The organism is Streptomyces sp. NPDC096012, from assembly GCF_040426375.1.
In the GTDB taxonomy this organism is placed as follows: Bacteria; Actinomycetota; Actinomycetes; order Streptomycetales; family Streptomycetaceae; genus Streptomyces.
The window spans coordinates 23476-44399 of record NZ_JBEOTD010000046.1; the positions used below are offsets into that span (position 1 = coordinate 23476).

Genomic DNA, 20924 nt, shown 5'->3' on the forward strand with positions numbered 1-20924 from the left:
AAACGTACGAACGGGATCGTCCTGCGCCACAGCACCGGGCCGTTCGGCCCCAGGGAGCAACCCGGATGCCGCACCCGGGCGCCCTGCCCGCCGTCAGCCCTTGGGCAGGGTGGGCCGGATCCGCCGCAGGAACGTGGCGTTGTCGGGGGTGTCCCGCAGCCGCTCCAGCAGGGTGTCCAGGCCGTTCGGTGCGCCCTCGCGGGAGCGCAGGGCACGGCGCAGCCCCTGCACGGCTGTCAGGTCGGCCGGAGCGAGCAGCAGTTCCTCACGCCGGGTGCCGGTGGCGTCGATGTCCACCGCGGGGAAGACGCGCCGGTCGGCGAGTTCCCGGTCGAGGCGGAACTCCATGTTGCCCGTGCCCTTCAGTTCCTCGAAGAAGTAGCCGTCGGCGCGGGAGCCGGTGTCCACCAGGGCGCTGGCGAGGATGGTGAGCGAGCCGCCCTCCTCCGCCTCGCGGGCGGCGCCGAAGAACCGCTTCGGGCCGAGCAGCGCGCCCGCGTCGACACCGCCGCTGAGGGTGCGGCCGCCCGCGGCGGAGGCGTTGTTGTACGCCCGGCACAGCCGGGTCAGCGAGTCCAGCAGGATGACGACGTCCTCGCCGGCCTCCACCAGCCGCTTTGCCCGCTCGACGACGAGTTCGGCGAGGGCGATGTGCTCCTTGGCCGGACGGTCGAACGTGGAGGCGAACACCTCGCCGCGTACCGAGCGGCGCATCTCGGTGACCTCCTCGGGGCGCTCGTCCAGCAGGAGGACCATCAGGCGGCACTCGGGGTGATTACCGGACACGGCGGCGGCGAGCTGCTGGAGCAGCACCGTCTTGCCGCTCTTGGGCGGGGCCACGATGAGGCCGCGCTGCCCCTTGCCGACCGGCGCGAGGAGATCGGCGAGCCGGCCCGCGAGCCCGGACGCGGGGTGCTCCAGACGGATGCGCCGGTGCGGGTGGAGCGGGGTCAGGTCGCGGAAGTGCCGGCGTGAGCGGAGGTCGGCCGGGGCCCGGCCCTCGACGCGCGCGATGTCGGTCAGGGTGCGCTGGGCACTCCGCACGCCCTCGACGAGGTCGCCCTTGCGCAGCCCGTACCGGCGGACGAGTGCCGCCGGGACCTGCGGGTCGGCGGGGGTGGGCAGCAGGCTCGGGGCCCTCAGGTGCCCCTTCCCGTGCGCGTCGACGTCGAGCACGCCGGTGACGATCCGGGCGGCAGCCTGCTGTGCCGCGGCCGGGCGTTCGAGTGTGGTGGTCATGCGTGGTTGTCCTTTCGCGGACGATTGAGAGAAGAAAGAAAGGGGGGAGGGGGAGAGGCCGCGAGCGGGAGGCGTGGACGCCTGGCTCCGGGCGGCGGGAACGACATCCCGGGCAGAGCACCGAAGGCCTGATCGCGAGTGGTGCTGAGAAGCTGACGCGCCGCGAGCCGGGAATCGGCAGAACGGTGGGCGGATCAGCGTGAGAGAGATTGGCACCGGCGCCCTCGGGGGGCGTGCACGAATGCCTGCTGCACAGTACCACGCACTGGGGCCGGTGTCTTCAGTGACGTCAACAAGCCCCTCGGCCGGATCATTCCCGGACCGACGTCCACCGTCCCGTCGCGATCACCGGGCGAGCCCAGGATCGACCCGCCCTGTCATGGGGCTGGACGTCGTCGGCGCCGACGCCACCGGGGAGCCATGCACGTCAGGAGGAACCGGTGGAGCCCTCGCCCGCCCGCACGCCGCACCGCCTGGACCCGGCCGGCGGCTGCCGGCACGCCGTCAACGCCCGGCTGCCGGTCCGAGGGGCCGTGGCGCCGGTCGAGTTGCCCGGCGGAGGGGTATGGCCGTCCTCGCGCACGAAGCGCCGCGGGAGTTCCTGCAGCACCCCGAAGTCGCCGAGAACGCCCGCCACTTCACCGCCCTGCGGGAGGGCGGGATCGCCGGGGGGCCGGCCGCCGGCGACCTTCGCGACCGTCCAGGGCATGACCACCGTCGACGGCGACGACCGCAGAAGGCCGCGGGCACGGGCCGGCCGCGCCCTCACGCCCCGGCGCGTCGAGGAACTGCGGCCCCGGGTGGAGGAGTTGACCGCCGGCTGCTCGACGAGCTGGAGCAGGCCGTCGGGGAGGGGGACGGGACCGCCGATCTGCGGCGGTACTTCGCCCTGCCCCTGCCGATGGGAGTCATCAGCGAACTCCTGGGTACGGAAACCCGGTTCCGTGACCGGCTGCACCGTCTCGGCAACCGGGTCGTGGCCACCGGCACCGAACCCGCCGAGGTCATCGCCGCCAACCGGGAACTGGCCGCCGTCCTGGGCGAGATCGCCGCGGCGAAGGCCGCGGCCCCCGTGGACGGGGCCCGTCGCGCGCCCGGGGCGGAGGCCCGTCGCGCGCCATGGGCAACCCAGGGCCGGGGCCCGTCCCGCGGCCCAGGCTCGTCGCACCCAGGGCCAGGGCCCGTCCGGCGGCCGGGAGCCGGGCCGCTCAGGAGGAGCGCGCCTCGGCCTGGGCGGCGATCTGCTCGAACCGTGCGCCCATGGCCTCCGCCAGGGCCTGGGCGCCCGACAGCGGACGGACCATGACCATGAAATCGTCGATCAGGCCGTCCTCGTTCACGTGCAGGAAGTCGCAGCCCGTCAGCCGGCGGTCGCCCACCCGCGCCGTGAAGACCAGCGCGTGGTCCGGCCCGGCGGGGTCACCGATCTCGCGGACGTAGCGGAAGTCCTCGAAGACCTCGACCACCGCGCGCAGGATCGCCGCGGTGATGGCCTTGCCCGGATAGGGCTTGAAGACGACCGGGCTGGTGAAGACGACGTCCTCGGCGAGCAGCGCCTCGACGCCGTCCAGGTCCCCGGCCTCGACCGCCTCGCGGAACGCGTGCATCGGATCACCTCGTCCACTCAATTTGTTGAATAGGTGTGGTTGACATTAATCAACCGCTGCTAGCCTGTCCATATGTCGCTCAAGTACGCCGTCCTGGCAGCCTTGCTGGAGGGCGAGGCCTCGGGCTACGAGCTGTCCAAGTCGTTCGACGTCTCGCTCGCGAACTTCTGGCCCGCCACCCCGCAGCAGCTCTACCGCGAGCTGGAACGCCTCGCCCAGGACGGACTCGTCCGGGCCCGCACCGTGCAGCAGGAACGCCGGCCGAACAAGCGGATGTTCACGCTGACCGAGGCGGGGCGGTCCGAGCTGGGCGCGTTCGCCGCCGAGCCGCCGAAGCGGCCCACCGCCGTCCGGGACGAACTGCTCATCAAGATCCAGGCCATGGACGGCGGTGACCCGGAGGTCACCCGGGCCCTGATCGGGGAACGCATGGGCTGGGCGCGCGGGAAACTCGACCGCTACCGGCGGCTGCGCGACCGCCTCATCGACGGACGCACGGAGGAGGAGTACCTGCGCGACTGCGATCGTGTCGGCCCGTATCTCACCCTCATGGCCGGGATCGGCTTCGAGGAGGAGAACCTGCGCTGGTGCGAACGCGCGCTGACGGTCCTGCGGCAGCGCACGGCCCGGGGGTGACGCGATGTTCGGTCCCGACGGCCCCACCCTGCGTGAACTCGCCGTACAGGCACTGTCGTCCGTCGAGCACGGCTACGACCTGCTGGCCCCGAAGTTCGACCACACGCCCTTCCGCACACCCGACGGGATCCTGGACTCCGTGGCGCGCGCACTGGCCCCGGCCGGCCCCTTCGAGGACGGCCTGGACCTGTGCTGCGGCACGGGCGCCGGGACGGAGGTGCTCGGCGGGCTGTGCCGCCGGAGCGTCACCGGCGTCGACTTCAGCGCCGGGATGCTCGACGTCGCCCGGCAGCGCGTCCGTCCGGCCGACGGGCCCCGCCCCGCCTGGGTACGCGGCGACGCCCGGGCCCTGCCGTTCACCGACGCCTTCGATCTCGTCGTCTCCTTCGGGGCGTTCGGCCACTTCCTGCAGGACGAACTGCCAGGACTCTTCCGTCAGGTCCACTCGGTCCTGCGGCCCGGCGGCCGCTTCGCCTTCCCCGTCTTCGCCCCGCCCCGGCCGGCCCACCGGGCCTTCTGGATGCTGCTGGGCTTCGACGCGGTGATGCGGGTGCGCAACGCACTGTGGCGGCCGCCGTTCGTCATGTACTACCGGGCCTTCCGGTTCGGGGAGGTACGGGTGGAGCTGGAGCGCGCCGGATTCGCGGTCGAGTCGGCCGCGCTGCCCGGGTTCGGGCGGCGCGACGACGGCAGCCCGCGGGCCCGGCTGCTGGTCGCCCGGCGCGTCAGCCCGGGGCCGGGAGCGTGAACTCGTAGACCAGCGCGTCCTGCCGGGCGTTCACCACCAGGTCGGTGATCTCCAGCGGGCGGGCGTACTGGTCGTGCACCCGCCGGGTCACCCGGACCGAGGAGGCGTCGCCGACCTGGGTGATGGAGTCCCGGTGGTGCAGGGTGAGACCGGCCTTGCGCATCCAGTCGTACGCCCGCCGCAGCTGGGCCGGGGTCGCCCCGTCGGCGCGGCCCCGGTAGCGGCCCAGTTCGACGACCTCGGCCAGCGCCACCGCCGAGAACGACGTCACCGCCGTCCGAAGCGACCGGCCGTCCGGCGCGACCGACCGGTAGCGGTGCACCAGCGTCGGCCGGCGCGGCTCCAGGCCAAGCGCCTGGGCGTGCTCCGGCGGGGGTGCCTCCCAGGTCACCGTGGCCCGGTCGACCGCGCGGGGGTCCGCCGAGCGGGAACCCACCGGGAAGGCGAGCGACTCCGGCGCCTCGACCGGACGCCCGGCCAGGGTGGCGTGGCTTCCCCGCCGGTCGGTGGCGACCAGGCCGCTGCGCCGCAGGACGTCCAGCGCCTGCCGGACGGTCTCCCGGCTGACCTCGAAATGGGCGGCCAAGTGCCGCTCGCCCGGCAGCCGTTCACCCGGCGGGATGGTGCCGTCGCGGAGTTCCTCGAGCAGCCGCGAGGCCACTCGCGCGTACAGCGGGCGGTCGTCGCTTCGCGGGGAAGGGAGCGGGGTGGTGGTGCGGGCCATGCCGCGACCTCCTGTTGGTGACAAGACGTAGCCGTGCGGGCTCATTGCGCGACCACAATTAGCATTGGTCTAAACCACAAGGGAAGAGCGGCCCGACGGTTCGGCCGAAACCCACCCGCGCCACCGAAGGCGCCGCCGCTCCCGTCACAGGGCGCGGTACAAGGCCTCCACCAAGGCCGTCTTCCGCGGATCGTCGGCGATGCGCGACCCCATCCGGTTCATGACGTAGCCCAGCGACACCCCGGCGTCGGGGTCGGCGAGGCCGCACGAGCCACCGAATCCGTCATGACCGAAAGCGCGCGGATTCGGTCCGTACGAGCCGTGGGCGCCGCTCAGCCACAGGCCGAGCCCGAGTTCGGTCTCGCCCCCGAACCCGGCTCCCAGCACCAGGTCGCGGCAGCTCCCCTGGCCCTCGCGCACCCGCTCGGCCGCCTCCGGGGACAGGATGCGCCGGCCGTCGTGCGAGCCGCGCCCGGCGAAGACCCCGTACAGCCCGGCGACGGCCCGTGCGGTGCCGTGCCCGTTGGCGGCGGGGATCTCCGCCGCCCGCCACCGCGGTGAGTTCGCCTCGGTCGCGCCGACGGCGGGGTTGGTCAGCGCCGCGACGGCCGCCGGTGCCGGCTGACCGAAATCCGTGGCACGTCCACCGCTCGGCTCGGCTCGTGCGTGCACCATCTCGGCGGCCCGGCCGGACTCCTTCGCCGGCAGCCCGATCGTGAAGTCGAGCCCCAGCGGCCCCGTCACCTCCCGCTCCAGGAAGGCCCGCGGCCGCAGACCCGTGACGCGCCGCACCACCTCACCGACCAGGAAGCCGTACGTCAGCGCGTGGTACCCGGACCTGGTGCCGGGCTCCCACCAGGGCTCCATGGCCGCGAGCCGGGCGGTGGTCAGCTCCCAGTCGTACAGGTCCTCCAGGGAGTGCGGTTCGCGCAGCCCGGACAGTCCGGCGCGGTGCGACAGCAGATGCCGTACGCGCACCCGCTCCTTGCCCGAGGCCGCGAACTCCGGCCAGTACGCGGCGACCGGTGCGTCGAGGTCCAGCAGTCCCCGGTCGGCGAGGAGGTGAGCGCACAGTGCCACCGGGCCCTTGGTGGTCGACCACACGTTCACCACCGTGTCCCGCTCCCAGGGGCGGGTGCGGGCCACGTCCGCCCAGCCGCCCCACAGGTCCACCACCGTCTTTCCGCCGACGATCACCGCCACCGCGGCGCCGAGTTCACCCCGCTCACGGAAGTTCTCCTCGAAGGCCTCGCGTACGGCGGCGAACCGCGCGTCGCAGTGGCCGTTCGTCAGGGACCGCCGGTCGTTGTGCGTCTCGTGCGCGGGCATAGGGCCTCCGTCATCGCCGGGGGAAACCCCGGCCGCCACACGGCGACCGGGTCCCCCGAACGTACCGACTGGTCGGACTGGAGGGAAGGGTGCGGTCGGCGCCGGCGTACGACCGCGGCCGGCGCGGCTTCACCGCCTCCTGGAACGCGCCGCCGCCATGGCCGATGACGTCGTGCACCTCGACGCCTGTCGTCGGGTTCGCTGATCGGCCGCGGTACTCGCGGAGTTCCTCGACGGGCGGATCGAACAGGGCCGTCGGCAGCGACCCCGGGTAGGAGACCGCGTCGCTTCACGTCACGTGCGCGGCTGGGTCCACCTCGGTCCTGTGCGTGCCCACTCCCGCTCCCACTCGGCCAGCCGGTGGCGCAGCGCGATGCGGCGCTCGACCGCACGGCCGAGGACCACCACACCCGCGGCCGCGCCCGCCGCTGCCAGGCCCATCGTGACCGAGTGCTGCCAGACCGCCATGCCGTCGGCCGGCCGGGCGACGCCGCGGCCCCGTGAGTCGAGCCACACCGACACCACGTCACCAGAACGGGTCCCGGCCGGCACCCGGCCCCACGTGGTGCGCACCCCCTTACCGGGTTCGGTCCAGCGGACCCGCGCCCGATACGGGTGCTCACGGTCGCCCGGGGTGGCGGTCAGCCGCTGCGCCGGATCACCGATCACCGTGGCCCGCACCTGGTGGCGTTCCGCGCGCTGTGCCGCGGCGAGCGCCGCGGCCCCGTCGTGGGCACGCAGGCCCACCGCGGCCCCGGCCAAGGGGGCGACCACGAACAGCAGGACGGCGACCACCAGCACCGTCCAGGCCTCCACGACATCGGACCGGCGCCGGAGCGGATTGCGCCGCCAGCGCCAACCAGGCAGCCGGGTACGCATGTTCACCTCCTCGCCGCCGCCGGAGCGGAATCCGGGGGAGCCGGACGAACCCGTCGGGGGGACCGCCGTCCCCTCGGCTCGCGTGCGTGAGCGTCCACACCCGTCTCGTACCCCGTACGGCGCACCTCGCGCGTGCCCTACACCGCGAGTTCAAGCCCACCTGAAGCACGGAACGCGCCCTGCGCCCCACGGTCGCGCGACCGGCCCGGCCGCGCGACCCGAGGGCTCAGCCGAACCGCTCGATGCGGATGCGCTCCACCGGCTGGCCCCCCTCGACCAGCAGCCGGGACGCGTGCTCGGCGAACCCGTTGGACCCGCACACATAGGCCTCCCACCCACCGGGAGGCTGCTCTTCTACGAGCGGCGCCACATGTGCGGCCGTCATACGTCCCACCGGCATGCCCGCCGGCGCGCTCCGGGTGAACACGGGCGTGGTCTCCGCGCCCAGTTCCCGTGCGTAGATCAGCTCCTCGGGGCTCCGCGCGGACACCAGCATCCGCAGCGGCACGGTCAGACCGCGTGCGCGGTGGTGCCGGAGCATCGACATCAGCGGTACGACCCCCGAGCCGGCGCCGAGCAGCAGCGCGGGCCGGTCGCCGGGCCAGGCGAAGAAGCCGCTGAGCGGGCCGCGCACCTCGATCGTGTCGCCGGGGCGGGCGACGGTGTGGAACCAGCCGGAGACCTCGCCGTCCGGCACCCGGTCCAGGGTCAGCTCGATGTGCCCCGGGTCCTCCGGCGCCGACGCGATGGAGTAGTGGCGCTGGGCCGCGTAACCGTCCCGGGCGGTCAGCCGCAGCATCAGATGCTGTCCGGGCAGATGCCCCGCCCACCCCGGCACCGCCAGCCGGAACGTGGCCGCGTGCGGCGTCTCGCGCCGGATCTCCGTCAGCGTGGCGGTCTGCCACTGCCCGGCCGTCCGCTGGCTCACCGAGATGCGCCCGGGCACCGCGAACCGCGTCGCGGGGACGCCCGGGGCCGGGGCGGCAGGGCCGGGGGAGGGGGGTGGAGGGGTCGGCACCGTCTCAGTCACCGGAGTACCGCTGCTCCTGCCAGGGGTTGCCGCGCGCGTGGTAGCCGTTCTGCTCCCAGAAGCCCGGCTCTTCGTGGTCGAGGAGCGTGAGCCCGGCGATCCACTTGGCGCTCTTCCAGAAGTACAGGTGGGGCACCACCAGCCGCGCCGGGCCGCCGTGTTCCGGTGCCAGCGGCGCGCCGTCGTACTCCCAGGCGATCCAGGCCCGCCCGCCGGTGAGGTCGGCCAGCGGCAGACCGGTGGTGTAGCCGGTGTGGGAATAGGCGAGAACGTGTGTGGCGGACCCATGTGGCCGTACCGCAGCGAGGAAGGCGTCCAGTGAGACACCGCCGAACCGCACCCCGAACTTGGACCAGCCGGTCACGCAGTGGATGTCACCGTCGTACGCCGCGGCGGGCAGCGCGTGCGCCGCGTCCCAGTCCCAGGTGTGCGGCCGTTCGACCAGGCCGTCGATGCGGAAGGACCAGTCGGTGGGCGCGAGGTCGGGGGTGACCTCGGCGGACAGGACGGGCCAGTCCTCACCCGCGTCGTACTGCCCGGGCGGCAGACCCGGGTGGTGGACGCGCGGGCGGCCCGTGAAGCCTCGCGTGACGTTCATACGTCAACCGTACGCCGTCGTTCCGGGTGCCCCGTCCCTGGTCATCGCCTCTTCCCGCAGGTCCCGCCCCCTTGCCGTCCGGCCACCGGCGCCCGATCGTTGCGGCCGCGTGAACTCTGCGGCCGGGCGGGAATACCGGTCCGGCGTTGGTCCTTGCCGCTCAGTGCCGGCCGCGGTGCGCGCCGGTGGCAGCGCGAGAGAAGTGAGGGAAGAGATGCCCGAGGCCCGCGTCCGCACGCCAGTGACCGAGGGGGCCGCGTGAGCCTCACCGGCCCCGGCGTCCCCGACCCGACGGCGGCCGACGCCGCGCACGTCCTCGACGACGCCGCGCACGTCCTCGACAACCCCGCGCGCGCCTCCCTGACCGGCCCGCACGCCCGCTTCACCGAGCGGCGCGGCCGGGTGCTGCGCTACCCGGTCGACGTCTCGCCCTGGCTGGCGCTGCCCGACGAACCGGACGCGCGGGACTGGGCGGATCTCGCCGCGCTGGCCGGTCCCGGCGCCGAGGTCCCGCTGCTCGGCTTCCGCGGTGAGGTCCCGGAGGGCTGGGAGATCACCTTCCGGATGGAGGGCGTGCAGCTGGTGGACGAGGGCCTCGCCGCCGAGCCGGAGCCGGAGGCGGTCCGGCTCGGTCCGGCGGACGTGCCCGAGATGCTGGACCTCGTGGCGCGCACGCGGCCGGGGCCGTTCCTGCGGCGCACCGTCGAACTCGGCACCTACCTCGGCATCCGCCGTGACGGCGCGCTGATCGCCATGGCCGGGGAGCGGCTGCACCCACCGGGCTGGACCGAGATCAGCGCGGTCTGCACCGACCCGGCGTTCCGGGGCGAGGGGCTGGCCACCCGTCTCATCCTCGCGGTCGCGCACGGCATCCGGGAACGCGGCGAGACACCCTTCCTGCACACGGGCGCGGGCAACACCGGCGCCATCCGGCTGTACGAGTCGCTCGGCTTCCGGCTGCGCCGCCGCACGGCGTTCCTGGCGGCCCGCGCCCCCCAGCACCTGACGGACGGCCGGGCCGCGGTCCCGGTGGCGTGACGGGCGCCGGCGGCGGCGTCCCGGCCGGCCCGGCTCACTCCGGCTCGGTGCCGCCCGCGCCCGCGTTGTACCGCTCCAGGTAGGCGGCGAAGCGCACCAGGTCCGCCTCCGGCCAGTCCGCGAGCCGCTCCCTGAACGCGGTCCGGCGGCTGCGGGTGACCTGGGCGAGGATCTCCTCGCCGGCCTCCGTCAGATGCAGCACCTGGACCCGGTGGTCCTCCGGGTCCAGCCGGCGCTCGATCAGCCCGGCGCGCTCCAGCGCGGCCACCTGGCGGCTCACCGTGGACTTGTCCAGGGCGTAGTGCGCCGCCAGGTCCGTCGCCCGGCAGCCGCCGCTCTCCTCCAGGTGACCGAGCAGGGTGTACGACACCAGCGACAGCTCGGGGTGCATACGCCCCGCCGAGGCGCGGGCCCGGCGCGCGAAGACCGTCATCTCGCGCTGGATCGTCTCGACGGCCGACTCCGCTGCGTTCACGGCAAACCTCCTCCGGGGTTCTAGTTGTATAGTACAACCAGAAGAGAACGTTGTATAAGCCAACTATTGGAGGTCGTGCGCGATGAGGTCCCCGGCCCTGCGCCACGTGCTCACGCACCTGATCACCCCGCTGCTGATGTGCCTGGGCATGGGGCTCGCGTACATGGGGGCCTTCGTGACCCCCGAGCCCCACCACCTGCCCGTCGCCGTCGTGGGCACCGCACCGGAGGCCAAGGTCTTCGCGCAGACGGTGAAGGACGCCGCGGGGGACCGGCTCGACGTCCGTACGGTCGCCGACCGCACCCACGCCGTCGAGCTGCTCACATCCCGGCATGTGACCGGCGCCTATGTGCCGAGCGCCAAGGCGCCCGAGCTGCTCGTGGCCGGTGCCGCCTCCGACATGGGTGCGACGGCCGTGGAGAAGGTCTTCACTCCCATCGCCGCCGAGCGGGGCGCCCCGCTCAAGGTCACCGACGTCGCCCCACCGGTCGCCGACGACCCCACCGGGCAGGGCCTGTTCTTCCTGCTGATCGCTCTCAGCATCGGCTCCTACGCGTCGGTCGCCGCCCTCGGTGCCGCGGGTGCCGGACTGGCGATGCGGGTCCGGGCCCTGCTCACGCTCGGCGTCTCCGCCGTGGTCAGCGGCATCGGTGCCCTGCTCGCCGGGCCGGTGTTCCGTCTCGCCCACCACGACCTCGCCGGCGTGTGGGGCATGGCCTGGCTGTACTCCGCGGGCATCCTCTTCATCGGCGTCGGCCTGCACACCTTCCTCAAGCGGTGGACCACGCTGACCATGATGGTGCTGTTCGTGATGCTCAACTTCACCAGCTCCGGCGGTCTCTTCCGGCCCGAGCTGCAGAACGGCTTCTTCGGCACCCTGCACGCCTTCTGGAACGGCGCCGGCTTCGTCGAGGGCGTCCGCAGCCTGCTCTACTTCGGCGGCGACGGCCTCGCGCACAGCGCGTGGACGCTCGCGGCCTGGCTGCTCGCCGGCCTCGCCGCGACCGCGACGGCGGCCCTGTACGAGCGGACCCGCCGGGCGGCCGCCCACCCCGGGCCGGAGACCGGGGCCGGGGACGGGCCGGCGCCCGCCGCGACACGACCCGCGCGGGAAGCCGCACGTGCGGAGGAGCGGGAGGCCGAGGAAGAGGTGGAGGAGACGGTCGGCGTCTGAGCGACGGCCCTCTCCGGGCGTCCCGCGACCCGGAGACGGCCATGGTGCCGCCGTGCCGGCCGGCGGTCGCGCGCGTGCCCGACGGTGCGTCACGCCGTGGGATATGGTGGCCGTCGGCTCGCGAACGGTCGCGGCCTCGACTCCTTGGAGGTGAGACCCATTTCCGCTGTGTCAGCCGGGGTGCTCTCTCCTCAGGACGGCGCGGTGCACCGGTAGCGGTGACCGCGGGAGCGCCCTCAGGCCCCGCGCTCCCGAAAGGCTCTCGGCCGCCATGCCCTCCCAGTTCTCTGCGCCCTCCCCTTCCTCCGCCTCTGCCGCTCCCTCCGGCATCGTCCGCGTGCTGCGCGCCGCCGGGTGTGTCTTCGCCGAGGAGGAGGCGGAGTTGCTCCTCGCGACCGCCCGGTCCCGGCACGAACTGACCTCGATGGTGGACCGGCGTGTCGCCGGGCTGCCGCTCGAGCAGGTCCTCGGCTGGGCGCCGTTCCACGGACTGCGCATCAGCGTGGGGCCGGGGGTGTTCGTCCCTCGCCGCCGTACCGAGTTCCTCGTCGACCGGGCGCTGGTCGTCGCGCCCCGGGCACGTGTCGTCGTGGACCTGTGCTGCGGTTCGGGCGCGCTCGGCGCCGCCCTCGCCGCCGCCCTGGACGGGGCCGAGGTGCACGCGGCCGACATCGACCCGGTCGCCGTACGCTGCGCCCGCCGCAACCTGGCCGCCTTCTCCGGCCACGCCCACCAGGGCGACCTGTACGACGCCCTGCCCGCCGCCCTGCGCGGCCGCGTCGACGTCCTGACGGCCAACGTGCCCTACGTGCCCACCGGTGAGGTGCCCCTGCTGCCGGCCGAGGCCCGCGACCACGAGCCGCTCGCCGCCCTGGACGGCGGCCCGGACGGCCTCGACACGCTGCGCAGAGTGGCCGCCGGCGCCGCCGGCTGGCTCACCCCCGGCGGCTGCCTGCTGAGCGAGATCAGCGAACACCAGGCGGCCACCGCGGCGGAGGTGTTCGCCGAGGCGGGCCTGGCGACCCGGCTGGCGGTGTCCGACGAACTGCACGCGCATGTGGTGATCGGAGTACGGCCCTGACGACCGGTGCTCCGGACCCTCCGCTGGGCGGCGGGCCGTTACCGCCTGCCCGAGGGTGAAGGCGGCTCGTTCCGGCCGTCTTCACCCTGCACGAGGCGTCGAGCGGTCAGGAGTAGGCGTTCCACTGCTGGGAGTCGCCGCCGGTGCACGTGACGAGCGTGACGTGGCGAACGTCCCCCGACCCCTCGCCGAGGCAGGTCCCGGTCACGTTGTTGACGAACCGGAGGCCCGCCGCGGAGACCTTCACATCCCACAGGGCCGCCGGGTCGCCGGACGAGCAGGCCCTCATCACCGCCTGACCGTCGCGGGCGACCAGGCACAGCCTGTCACCCGCTTTCTGCCGCAATTCGGAGAGTTGGCCGATGGCGTCGTTCATCAGCCACGTCTGGTACGCGCCCTCGTTGCAACCTGTCGCGTAGGGCCCGTAGTCGGCCCGGAAATCCAGGCAGTCGCCCGTGGCCCTGTTCCGCAGGTGCCAGTAGCCCGACGACGCGTTCGCCGGCACGGCACCCAGTCCCCAGCCCAGCACGACGGCCGCACCCACGGCGGCAACCTTCTTCATCAACGCGTTCCCCCTCGGCTTGGTCCGGTATGGCAGAGCGCCATCGAACAGTGAACAGGCGATACCGGGCCGAAGGTACGCCAACGGCCGGCCCAGGCGGGCCTTTCCGGCCACCGCGCTAGGGCAGGTGCTGCGCCCGGGCGATCAGCAGCGCGACGTCGTCGTGGTTGTCGGGGTGGTACAGCGTCCGCAGGAGCAGGTCGCAGACCTCCTCCAGCGGGCGGCCCGGATCGCCGAGCAGGGACAGCAGGAAGTCCAGGCGCTCGTCCAGCGAGTGGCGGCGGGTCTCCACCAGGCCGTCGGTGTAGAACACCAGCTCGTCACCGGGTTCGAAGTCGACGGTGACGGTGGAGAACGCGACGCCGCCCACCCCCAGGGGCACCCCGGTGGGCAGGTCGAGCAGCTCCGGCGGCCGGCCCGGCCGGACCCGGGCCGGCGGCAGATGGCCGGCGTTGGCGATCCGGCACTGCCGCAGATGCGGGTCGTGGACGGCGTACACGCAGGTCGCGATGGAGTGGTCCAGGGTCGACGTCGTCTTGTCCAGGTGTTCCAGCAGCAGGGCCGGGTCGAGATCGAGCGCGGCCAGGGTGGTGGTCGCCGTGCGCAGCCGGCCCATCGCGGCGGCCGCGCTGATACCGCTGCCCATCACGTCGCCCACCACGAGCGCGGTCTTCCCGCCCTCCAGCGGGATGACGTCGAACCAGTCGCCGCCGACCTCGCTGGTCGCGCCCGCCGGCTGATAGCGGGACGCCACCTCCAGACCGGTCGTGACCGGCGGATGGCTGGGCAGCAGACTCCGCTGCAGGGTGAGGGCGGTGTTGCGGGCGTTCTGGTACCAGCGCGCGTTGTCGATCTGCACGGCCGCCCGGGCGGCCAGCTCCCGCGCCAGCAGCAGGTCGTCCTCGTCGAACGGCGCCGGATTGCGGGTGCGCTTCAGGTCGAGCGCCCCCAGCACCTCGCCGCGCGCGATCAGCGGCACCGCGAGGTAGGAGTGCAGCCCCGCCCGCCCCAGCAGCACGGCCGCCTCGGCCGAGCGGGCGATGCGCGGCAGGTCCTCGTCCTTCACGTGCGGCACCAGGACCGCCTCGCCCGTACGGACGCACTCGGTGACCAGACGGTCGGGCGCGTACCGGGCGATGTGGCCGGGCCGGTCGGCGGCCCGGACGGCGTCCGTGTCCTCCGCCGGGCGCAGAGCGAGCGCCCGGATCAGCGCGGACTCGCAGGGGCCCAGCGTGCTGGGCCGGCCCTCGACCACCGCGTCCAGCAGGTCCACCGCCGCCACGTCCGCCAGTTCCGGTACGGCGACCTCGGCCAGCTCGCAGGCGGTGCGGTCCAGTTCGAGCGTCGTACCGATCCGGGCGGACGCGTCGGCGATGACCGCGAGCCGGCGCCTGGCCGCTTCCGCCTCCACCGAGGCCCGGTACTGCTCGGTGATGTCGACCAGCGAGACCGCCACCCCGAGGACGTTGCCCATGGCGTCCTCGAGCCGGTACAGCGAGTGCGACCAGGTGTGTTCCATGTCCGGGTCGGCGGGCGTCCGGCCCACGAGCGTGCCGCCGATCAGGGGCGTGCCCGTCTCCAGCACCCGCCGCGCGGCGGCCTCCAGCGCCGCGGAGTCCACCAGCGGCAGCACCTCGCGCAGGGTACGGCCCACGTGCTCGGACACCGGGACGCCGTTGACCCGCCCCAGGGCGGGGTTGGCCGAGACGAAACGGAGCTCGGTGTCCAGGACGCCGTACCCGACCGGGGACTGCTCGACCATCCGTTCGGACAGCGCCACGTCCTGCTCCAGCCGCCGCACGGTCGACTGGTCGGCGGCCAGCCCGAGCGCGTACACGTCGCCCCGGTCGTCCAGCAGCCGCATGTTGCGGAACTCCACCAGACGGGTGCTGCCGTCCTTGTGGCGTACGGGGAAGCCGCCGGCCCAGCTCTGACCGGTGCGCATGACGTCGGCGAAGAGCTTGCCGACCAGCTGGATGTGCCGTTCGTGCACCATCAGCCGGGCCGCGTACTGGCCGAGGGCCTCCGGTGCGGCGTAACCGAACAGCTCCTCCGCCTGCGGGCTCCACAGCACGATGCGCCCCTCGGTGTCCAGCACCACCGAAGCCACGCCCAGGACGTCGAGCAGGCCACCCGGCCGCAGCGGTCCCCGGGCCGGTTCGTCGCCCTCGGCCAGAGCCTCGGCTGCACTCATGCCACGCACCGCCTTCGACCGTCCGCCCGGCACCTCGTCGCCCCGTGCCGACTGTCCCTGTTCTACCGCGCCCACACCGCTCTCCGAGGCCCTCGCCGTGCACCTCCACCATCGCTCACCACGGCGGCGCACGTCCGGCGAAGCACCTGCCGGCGGTGCGCGCGGACGGGGTCTCCTGCGGAGACGGTACAACGCGGTTCCGCGGGCCGTGAGAGTTCGCGCTCATGTTGCCGTATTGGCCTGTACATGACCACGACGCCACGCCAGACTGTCCGCCGACCGAGTGCCCCCACCCTCCCTCCGAGGAGTCACATGCCCGCGTCCGCCCGGCAACGTTGTCACACAGTCCTCGCCGGACTCGTCACCCTCGCCACCGCCGCCGTCGTGTCCCTCGCCGCGCCCGCGCCCGCCTCCGCCGCGGACACCTGGACCGAGACCGGCTCCGACCGCGCCGACCCGCTGACCGAGAGTCAGGGGCTCACCTCGGTGGAGGTCCCGGCGAACAGCCCCAACCGCTACACCGGCATCGGCACCATCCCGGTCGAAGTCTCCAGTCGTGGCTGGAACCACGTCGGCGACCCCGACGCCTCGTACAACGGCTACTACATCGAGCCCTACCAGCGGGACTCGGGCGGCGCGAAGATGTTCCGCGTGCAGGCTCCGGGCGGCGCATGGTCGGAGTACGTGCACGCCCTCGCCCCGGGTGAGGCCCTGAACAACTCCTGGGACGCCATCTCGCCCGACGGCCAATGGATGCTCTCGGGGGAGTGGGGCACGATGACCCGCCTGCTGGTCTTCCCGACCCCCGGTGTCAACCCGTCCACCTCGCCCTCCGCGAACCTCCCGCAGGCCTCGACGGTCGTCCTGGACCACGCCGTCCGTGACGTCCAGGGCTGCGACTTCTCCGGGCCCACGACCCTGCTGTGCTCCTCCGACGACCCCGACGGCAGCCTCTTCGGCCTCACCAAGCCGCTGCTCCGGATCGACCTGTCGGCCCCGCCCAACGGCTCCGCGGACGTGACGGGGCATGTCACGGTCCTGCGGCAGCTGCCGTTGCGCAGCTCCTGCTCGGGCACGTTCGAGGCGGAGGGCATCGACTTCGACCGGCGCACGGGCATCCTGCGCGTGATCGTCGTCTCGCCCGGCTTCTGCGTCCTGACGGACAGCAAGACGTACAAGTTCTCGCGCGGCTGAGGACGGCGGCCACCGTGCGAGGTCCCGTGCGGCTGCGGACAGCGGCCCGTGCGAGGCCTCGTGCGGCGGCGCGCGGCGGCCCGGGCACGTGCTCGTGCGGTCGGGGCCGGCGGGACGTGCGGGATCCCCTGCCGAAGGCGCAAGGACGCGCGGGTTCCGGTGCAGCGGAGGTGTGGTCGGCTGCCGGCGGTGCTTTCCTGAGGATGGAAGCGGTTCGGCGGGGTACCCCGTTCCACCGCAGCGCGGCCACGAAAGGAGCGATCAATGGCACGCACGGAGCGGTCGCATCCGGAAACCGTCACGGTGGAGCTCAGCGGCTCGAAGGAGGACGCCCGCCTGGTCTTCGACGCACTGAGGTCCTGTTTCGCCTCCGACCGGGGTGCGGACGAGGAACCTCAGCAGCTCCACGAGACGCGTCCGATGGTATGGCTCGGCACCTATGACGTCGCGGACGCCCGGGAAGAGGGGTGTCCGCCGGTCCACCTCCGCTCGCCGGTCGAGGCCGACGTCCAGGGCGGTTACTGGGCCGTCGACAGGTTCCGCACCACCCTCGACTCGATGTTCACCGTGGAGGAGACGTCCGGGGCCTCCGGTGACCAGGAGAGGGACCTGCACCTCCGCCTGGAGAGCCGCTGACCGGCTCGGCTCCGGGGTGACGCCCCGGCCGGCCCGCCGCCGGCCGGGGCGCAGGAGCGTCCGGACACGCCCTGACGGCCTACGCCGCCCCTCTGGGGGCGGCGATCTCGTCCGCCGCGACTGTACATACCAGTAGGCACAAGGTGGCACGACTCACCTCCCCGCGATTGTGCAACTAGTTGCATAAAGTGTCGCGCTTCCTCTACAACATGAAGCGACGACACCGCGTACGGAGGGCCCGATGAGCCGTTACCCGCACCTGATGACCCCGCTCGACCTGGGCTTCACCACACTGCCCAACCGCGTGCTCATGGGCTCGATGCACGTCGGGCTCGAGGAGGCCGAGCGCGGCTTCGAGCGGATGGCGGCCTTCTACGCGGCCCGCGCCCGCGGCGGGGTCGGACTCATCGTCACCGGCGGCATCGCACCCAACGACGAGGGGCGGCCGTACGAAGGGGGCGCCAAGCTCACCACCGAGGCCGAGGCCGAGGAGCACCGGGTCATCACCGGGGCCGTGCACCGGGAGGGCGGCCGGATCGCGATGCAGATCCTGCACTTCGGGCGCTACGCCTATCACAAGGACCTCGTCGCCCCCAGCCCGCTGCAGGCCCCCATCAGCCCCTTCGCCCCCCGCGAGATGACCGACGCCGACATCGAGCGGACCATCGGCGACTACGCCCGCACCGCCCGCCTCGCCCGCGCGGCCGGCTACGACGGCGTCGAGATCATGGGCTCCGAGGGCTACCTCGTCAACGAGTTCATCGCCGCCCGGACCAACCGCCGCACGGACCGCTGGGGCGGCTCGTACGAGAACCGGATGCGCCTGCCCGTGGAGATCGTCCGGCGCGTGCGCGAGGCCGTCGGCGAGGACTTCATCATCATCTACCGGCTGTCCATGCTGGACCTGGTGCCCGGCGGCTCCACGCTGAAGGAGGTCGTCACCCTCGCCAGGGCCGTGGAGGCCGCCGGGGCGACGATCATCAACACCGGCATCGGCTGGCACGAGGCCCGCATCCCGACCATCGCCACCTCCGTGCCGCGCGGCGCCTACACCTGGGTCACCAAGAGGCTCATGGGCGAGGTGTCCGTCCCGCTGGTGACCACCAACCGCATCAACACCCCCGACCTCGCCGAGGAGTTGCTGGCCGGCGGGCACGCGGACATGGTCTCCATGGCCCGCCCGATGCTCGCCGACCCCGACTTCGTCGCCAAGGCGGCCGCCGGCAAGCCGGAGGCCATCAACACCTGCATCGGCTGCAACCAGGCCTGCCTGGACCACACCTTCAGCGGGCAGATCACCTCCTGCCTGGTGAACCCGCGCGCCTGCCACGAGACCGAGCTGGTGCTCTCCCCGACCCGGCGGCGCAAGCGCGTCGCGGTCGTCGGCGCCGGCCCGGCCGGACTCGCCTGCGCGGTCTCCGCCGCCGAACGCGGGCACGACGTCTCCCTGTTCGACGCCGCGAGCGAGATCGGCGGCCAGCTCAACGTCGCCCGCAAGGTCCCCGGCAAGCAGGAGTTCGACGAGACCCTGCGCTACTTCCGCCACCAGCTCGATGCGCACGGCGTGGACGTCCGCCTGGACACCTGGGTGGACTCCGGCGACCTGGAGGGCTACGACGAGGTCGTCGTCGCCACCGGGGTCACCCCGCGCACCCCCGACATCCCCGGCGCCGACCACCCCCGGGTGCTGGGCTACCTCGACGTCCTGCGCGACGGCGCCCCCGTCGGTGACCGCGTCGCCGTCCTCGGCGCCGGCGGCATCGGGTTCGACGTCGCCGAGTACCTCACCGACGGCGGCGACAAGGCGAACGAGGACCCGCGGACCTACTTCCGGCAGTGGGGCGTCGACATGGACTACCGGGCGCCGGGCGGCCTCACCGCCCCGCACCGGCCGGCCCCGCCGCGCACCGTCCACCTGCTCCAGCGCAAGACCACCAAGGTCGGCGCCGGACTGGGCAAGACCACCGGCTGGATCCACCGCGCCGAGCTGAAGCACCGGGGCGTCACCATGGTCCCCGGGGTCCGCTACGACCGGATCGACGACGCCGGCCTGCACATCACCGTGGGGGAGGAGAGCACGGTCCTCGAGGTCGACACCGTGGTGCTGTGCACCGGCCAGGAACCGCGCCGCGACCTCTACGAGGAACTGGTCGCCGCCGGCCGCAGCGCCCATCTGATCGGCGGCGCCGACGTCGCCGCCGAACTGGACGCCAAGCGGGCCATCAAGCAGGGCACCGAACTGGCGGCGGCGCTGTAGGCGCCGCGGCGCGCGTCCCTAGGATGAGCCCATGTCACTCCCGCACGCGATCCTCACCGCCCTGCTGGAAAGGCCGTCGTCGGGGCTGGAGCTGACGCGCCGGTTCGACAAGTCGATCGGCTACTTCTGGTCCGCCACGCACCAGCAGATCTACCGTGAGCTGGGAAGGCTGGAGGCCGAGGGCCTCATCCGCACCCTCCCGTCCGAGCAGCCGGCCCGGGGGCAGAGGAAGAACTACGAGGTGCTGCCCGCGGGCCGGGCCGAACTGGCCCGCTGGACCGCGGCCGCGCACGACCCCAAGCCGCAGCGGGACGTACTGCTGCTGCGGCTGCGCGCGGCGGCGGTGGTCGGCACGGCGGGCCTCGAGGCCGATCTGCGCCGTCATCTCGAGCTGCACCGGCGGCAGTTGGCCGAGTACCAGGAGATCGAGCAGCGCGACTTCCCGCCGGACCGGGACACCCCGCAGGACCGGCTGCGCCACCTGGTCCTGCGGGCGGGCATCGACCTGGAGACCTTCTGGACGCAGTGGCTCACGCACGCCCTGACGGAGCTGGCCGCACTGCCCGTCGAGGACGCGCACGGCCGCGACCCGGCCGAGCCCGGACCCCGGCGGCCGGCAGACGGCTGACGGCCGGCGCCCGGGGGCGGGGGCGGTGCCCGGTCGGGCTGGTCGGAGGGCTGGTCGGAAGCGGAGGCCCGCGGGCCGGGATCGGTCGCGCCGGCCGGAGCGGACGGCGGGCTGCCGCGGGCCGGTGCCCGGTCGAGTCGGTCGGGACAGGCCGCCGGGCGGTCGGCGGCCGACCGCCCCGGGAACCGGTCGGGCCGGTCAGAGCCGGTTGGGCCGGTCGCGCCGGTCAGAGCCGGTCGGGGCGGTCAGAACCGGTACGGCTTCGAGCGGCGGCGCAGGGCCCAGCCCGTGGCGATGACACCGGCGCCGACCAGTGCCGCGCCGGCACCCAGCGTCAGCGGGCCGTAGTCGCGGACGGCGCCGCCGAGGCCGCCCTTCACGCCACGGGAGGGCGCCGCCGTGGAGGTCGCCGAGATCGTCGGGCGGGTGGTGGCGGAGGCGGCGGACACGATCACCGACTGGGTGCCCGCGGTGTTGCCGCTGGAGCAGACCACGACCACGGTGTACGTCCCCGGACTCACCCCCGACCACGCCGCGGACTGGCTGACGGTCGTGCCGCTGAGGGCGGCCTGCCGGCCCTGCGAGAAGTTCGCCTGACTGCTGTTGAGCAGCGCCGCGGTGCCCCAGCTGCCGTTGATCTGGGTGCAGGCACTGGTGACCACCGAGACGCTGGACCCGGTGGTGCTGACGGAAATGCCCGAGGCCGCGGCGGACGGCCCGGCGAGCACGGCCGGGAGGGCGGCGGCCGTGAGGGCCGGGCCGGATCGGAGGAGGAGTCGCGTTTTCTGCATGGGCTGGGCCTCCAGCGGCACGGTTGGCGGTACGTCCCATGCGCCGCCGAGGGTCGGGAATCGCCCGTGCTGCCTCAATGGCAGCCAACGCGCTCCCAGGGGGG

At 73.6% G+C, this 20924-nt stretch carries 20 protein-coding genes and 1 pseudogene; 10 read left to right on the forward strand and 11 right to left on the reverse strand.

Features of this window, described 5'->3' with window-relative positions; genetic code table 11:
- Positions 1-93: 93 nt before the first annotated feature.
- Entirely contained in the window at positions 94-1239 is a 1146-nt protein-coding gene (rho, locus tag ABVB68_RS31745) for a transcription termination factor Rho (protein ID WP_353604635.1), read from the reverse strand.
- A 440-nt stretch (positions 1240-1679) separates the two neighbouring features.
- Between rho and ABVB68_RS31750 the strand changes: the two are divergent.
- Positions 1680-2317 (forward strand): annotated as a pseudogene (locus tag ABVB68_RS31750) (cytochrome P450 family protein); the annotation flags it as partial.
- Positions 2318-2447: 130 nt separating this feature from the next.
- Here the strand turns inward: ABVB68_RS31750 and ABVB68_RS31755 are convergent.
- Positions 2448-2846, reverse strand: coding sequence for a nuclear transport factor 2 family protein (locus ABVB68_RS31755; protein WP_353604636.1), 399 nt, complete (start codon positions 2844-2846; stop codon positions 2448-2450).
- Positions 2847-2918: 72 nt separating this feature from the next.
- Between ABVB68_RS31755 and ABVB68_RS31760 the strand changes: the two genes are divergently transcribed.
- Both ABVB68_RS31760 and ABVB68_RS31765 read left to right on the forward strand, forming a co-directional pair.
- Positions 2919-3482: a PadR family transcriptional regulator gene (locus ABVB68_RS31760; RefSeq protein ID WP_353604637.1), complete on the forward strand. Its 564-nt coding sequence runs from the start codon at positions 2919-2921 to the stop codon at positions 3480-3482.
- Between the two features lie 4 nt (positions 3483-3486).
- Positions 3487-4230, forward strand: coding sequence for a class I SAM-dependent methyltransferase (locus ABVB68_RS31765; RefSeq protein ID WP_353604638.1), 744 nt, complete (start codon positions 3487-3489; stop codon positions 4228-4230).
- Here the strand turns inward: ABVB68_RS31765 and ABVB68_RS31770 are convergent.
- From ABVB68_RS31770 to ABVB68_RS31790, 5 genes are all read right to left on the reverse strand, one after another.
- Positions 4208-4954 carry a GntR family transcriptional regulator gene (locus ABVB68_RS31770; protein ID WP_353604639.1) on the reverse strand — a complete coding sequence of 249 codons (747 nt, stop codon included), beginning with the start codon at positions 4952-4954 and terminating at the stop codon, positions 4208-4210. The two genes, ABVB68_RS31765 and ABVB68_RS31770, sit on opposite strands and share 23 nt — an antisense overlap.
- A gap of 144 nt (positions 4955-5098) precedes the next feature.
- The gene (locus ABVB68_RS31775) at positions 5099-6283 is read right to left on the reverse strand and encodes a serine hydrolase domain-containing protein (RefSeq protein ID WP_353604640.1); all 1185 of its coding nucleotides are present in this window, start codon (positions 6281-6283) and stop codon (positions 5099-5101) included.
- Between the two features lie 294 nt (positions 6284-6577).
- Complete coding sequence (locus tag ABVB68_RS31780; RefSeq protein ID WP_353604641.1) at positions 6578-7162, reverse strand: Rv1733c family protein; 585 nt, start codon at positions 7160-7162, stop codon at positions 6578-6580.
- Between the two features lie 226 nt (positions 7163-7388).
- A complete protein-coding gene (locus ABVB68_RS31785) occupies positions 7389-8108 on the reverse strand; it encodes a ferredoxin reductase (RefSeq protein ID WP_353604642.1) in 720 nt (239 codons plus the stop codon).
- A gap of 76 nt (positions 8109-8184) precedes the next feature.
- The gene (locus ABVB68_RS31790; protein WP_353604643.1) at positions 8185-8790 is read right to left on the reverse strand and encodes a sulfite oxidase-like oxidoreductase; all 606 of its coding nucleotides are present in this window, start codon (positions 8788-8790) and stop codon (positions 8185-8187) included.
- 258 nt (positions 8791-9048) lie between these two features.
- Between ABVB68_RS31790 and ABVB68_RS31795 the strand changes: the two genes are divergently transcribed.
- Positions 9049-9828: a GNAT family N-acetyltransferase gene (locus tag ABVB68_RS31795; protein WP_503006405.1), complete on the forward strand. Its 780-nt coding sequence runs from the start codon at positions 9049-9051 to the stop codon at positions 9826-9828.
- A gap of 34 nt (positions 9829-9862) precedes the next feature.
- Here the strand turns inward: ABVB68_RS31795 and ABVB68_RS31800 are convergent, their stop codons facing one another.
- The gene (locus ABVB68_RS31800) at positions 9863-10261 is read right to left on the reverse strand and encodes a MarR family winged helix-turn-helix transcriptional regulator (RefSeq protein WP_503006411.1); all 399 of its coding nucleotides are present in this window, start codon (positions 10259-10261) and stop codon (positions 9863-9865) included.
- Between the two features lie 124 nt (positions 10262-10385).
- Here ABVB68_RS31800 and ABVB68_RS31805 point away from each other — a divergent pair, with 124 nt between their 5' ends.
- A complete protein-coding gene (locus tag ABVB68_RS31805; protein ID WP_353604645.1) occupies positions 10386-11477 on the forward strand; it encodes an ABC-2 transporter permease in 1092 nt (363 codons plus the stop codon).
- Positions 11478-11748: 271 nt separating this feature from the next.
- The gene (locus ABVB68_RS31810; protein WP_353604646.1) at positions 11749-12558 is read left to right on the forward strand and encodes a putative protein N(5)-glutamine methyltransferase; all 810 of its coding nucleotides are present in this window, start codon (positions 11749-11751) and stop codon (positions 12556-12558) included.
- Between the two features lie 106 nt (positions 12559-12664).
- Here ABVB68_RS31810 and ABVB68_RS31815 read toward each other — a convergent pair whose 3' ends face one another.
- Both ABVB68_RS31815 and ABVB68_RS31820 read right to left on the reverse strand, forming a co-directional pair.
- The gene (locus ABVB68_RS31815; protein WP_353604647.1) at positions 12665-13120 is read right to left on the reverse strand and encodes an RICIN domain-containing protein; all 456 of its coding nucleotides are present in this window, start codon (positions 13118-13120) and stop codon (positions 12665-12667) included.
- Positions 13121-13238: 118 nt separating this feature from the next.
- Positions 13239-15314, reverse strand: coding sequence for a SpoIIE family protein phosphatase (locus ABVB68_RS31820; RefSeq protein ID WP_353604648.1), 2076 nt, complete (start codon positions 15312-15314; stop codon positions 13239-13241).
- 312 nt (positions 15315-15626) lie between these two features.
- Between ABVB68_RS31820 and ABVB68_RS31825 the strand changes: the two genes are divergently transcribed.
- The 4 genes from ABVB68_RS31825 to ABVB68_RS31840 all read left to right on the forward strand — a co-directional run bounded on the left by ABVB68_RS31825 (position 15627) and on the right by ABVB68_RS31840 (position 20029).
- Positions 15627-16508, forward strand: coding sequence for a hypothetical protein (locus tag ABVB68_RS31825; RefSeq protein WP_353604649.1), 882 nt, complete (start codon positions 15627-15629; stop codon positions 16506-16508).
- Between the two features lie 264 nt (positions 16509-16772).
- A complete protein-coding gene (locus ABVB68_RS31830) occupies positions 16773-17144 on the forward strand; it encodes a hypothetical protein (protein WP_353604650.1) in 372 nt (123 codons plus the stop codon).
- 241 nt (positions 17145-17385) lie between these two features.
- The gene (locus ABVB68_RS31835) at positions 17386-19401 is read left to right on the forward strand and encodes an oxidoreductase (protein WP_353604651.1); all 2016 of its coding nucleotides are present in this window, start codon (positions 17386-17388) and stop codon (positions 19399-19401) included.
- A gap of 31 nt (positions 19402-19432) precedes the next feature.
- Positions 19433-20029 carry a PadR family transcriptional regulator gene (locus ABVB68_RS31840; protein ID WP_353604652.1) on the forward strand — a complete coding sequence of 199 codons (597 nt, stop codon included), beginning with the start codon at positions 19433-19435 and terminating at the stop codon, positions 20027-20029.
- Between the two features lie 245 nt (positions 20030-20274).
- Here ABVB68_RS31840 and ABVB68_RS31845 read toward each other — a convergent pair whose 3' ends face one another.
- On the reverse strand, positions 20275-20820 hold the full coding sequence (locus tag ABVB68_RS31845; RefSeq protein ID WP_353604653.1) for a hypothetical protein: 546 nt from the start codon (positions 20818-20820) through the stop codon (positions 20275-20277).
- Positions 20821-20924 lie beyond the last annotated feature (104 nt).